This window comes from Cupriavidus phytohabitans, assembly GCF_000426345.1.
Lineage (GTDB): Bacteria > Pseudomonadota > Gammaproteobacteria > Burkholderiales > Burkholderiaceae > Cupriavidus.
On sequence record NZ_AUFE01000218.1, the window covers coordinates 1 to 1,707 of the forward strand.

The following is a 1,707-nucleotide window of genomic DNA, read 5'->3' on the forward strand; positions in this document are numbered from 1 at the left end:
CTATTCGATCTGGGAGTTCTGCACGCAGCACAATTCTTCCGACGCCTTGCTGCGCCTTACCCTTCAACATTCTGCAGGCCGGACTAAGTACCCGCCAGGATTTTCCTCATGGGCAGGCGCAGGAAAATTCGACGCGAGAACCTTTTATTATGGTTGAAGGAAGTCGAAGAACGATTTCCGTGGACTGCCAGGGTCAATAACGCTAGACGGAAGAGAAGCGTGTGAGGGTTATCCCCTTTGCCGGCCGAGGTATAGAGTGAATTCTCCACCACCTGGAGATAGCCATGCTCAAGATTGTGCCTCGTCCTTATGTGTCTGCGGATGTGCCTGAGCCAGAAGATGAATTGCCTGAATCGGACAAGCTTTTCATTCGAGCAATGACCGGCATTCAGCATGTCGGAAATTACCTTGAGTGCATTGAGCTCGATTACCTAGATAAAAGCCTGTCGGCGACCCAACAGGTCTACCATCAAGGTCAGCTGAACCGGGCGCGTGAAGCCAGAGGTCAATTGCTAGTGGCGCTCTCTAACATAAAAACGAGCTACAAGCAGAAGCACGTGATTGACGAGGATGAGGATTGAGTCGTTATATAGCATGACTGTCGCACTGTATAACGACTCTCTATTTGCTCGTGAAATAGACCGGTAATTTATTTTCCCTTCGGTATTATAGAAATTGCCCCCGGTCGCATTTTGCCGGTCGGGGGTTAACCTCTTCCATTGCAAGACCGTTCATTAACGGGCGGAATTGCCTTAGTAAGAGGTCCGGACCTTTTTGTTCTACCCACGCATGGAGGCAGCCATGGGAAACTCCGTAAACTTGTCGTTCCCCCAAGATGATCCGATTCCGATTCTCCATGAGCATGAGCACCGGAGAACTCTGTCCATCCCCCAGAAACAACCAGACGATAATGATAACCGGAGGCAATTAGAGCGTCTTGACAAAAAGAAAAAAGTCATTTGGGAAGGGTTGCCCGCGGATGATGAGGAGGCAGGGGCATGAACCAAAGCCCATTTGGGATTTGATAAAGGGAGATCAAACATGAAAAACTTTTCCGCCAACCAGGCAATTCTCGCTTTTAATGAAGCGCCCACCCCGAATAGGGAAATCATCATTTGCTCTGTGAAGGACACTGAAGGCCTTAGGGCTGCACAGAAGCTAGACCGCTTGATTCATGCAAAGCGTGGACTTAGTGAACATGCCGCCTTAAGCGTGCTGCTAGGCGTCGATGCATTCCTGGCGCTCACGTATCAAGGCGCTTGTCCCTATGTGCTGCGACGTGAGTTGCTAAAAATTTCCACCTTCAGAGAAGTCTTCAGAGGAACCATTGCCGGCGCGGATATTCTTGAGTTCGAACGCAGGCATAACCTTTAAAAGGAGAAAGGAATCATGCCACTAATGAATATCTGCGCCACATTCCTTCCGTATTGCATCCAACGGCAAGAAGATGGTCGTTATGCCATCCTGAATCGCGAATACAAGCCTATTGGTTTTTGGTCATATAAGCATGTCAAGTATGAAGACTATCCAGTGCTAGTGAAGATCAGAAGCCTCACGCCTAAGCAAGCAACATTAATATCTGTACATGGAAAGCCAGAGACCCATCAGATCTATTTAGTCCGGCCTGCAGAATGTTGAAGGGTAAGGCGCAGCAAGGCGTCGGAAGAATTGTGCTGCGTGCAGAACTCCCAGATCGAATAGGAATCT

Annotated in this window: 2 protein-coding genes; both read left to right on the forward strand. The window is 49.0% G+C overall.

Going from position 1 to position 1,707, the window contains the following annotated elements; genetic code table 11:
* The first annotated feature begins 284 nt into the window (after positions 1–284).
* Complete coding sequence (locus tag K309_RS0134815) at positions 285–581, forward strand: hypothetical protein (protein ID WP_029050463.1); 297 nt, start codon at positions 285–287, stop codon at positions 579–581.
* 460 nt (positions 582–1,041) lie between these two features.
* The gene (locus K309_RS0134820) at positions 1,042–1,374 is read left to right on the forward strand and encodes a hypothetical protein (protein WP_029050464.1); all 333 of its coding nucleotides are present in this window, start codon (positions 1,042–1,044) and stop codon (positions 1,372–1,374) included.
* The last annotated feature ends 333 nt before the right edge of the window (positions 1,375–1,707 follow it).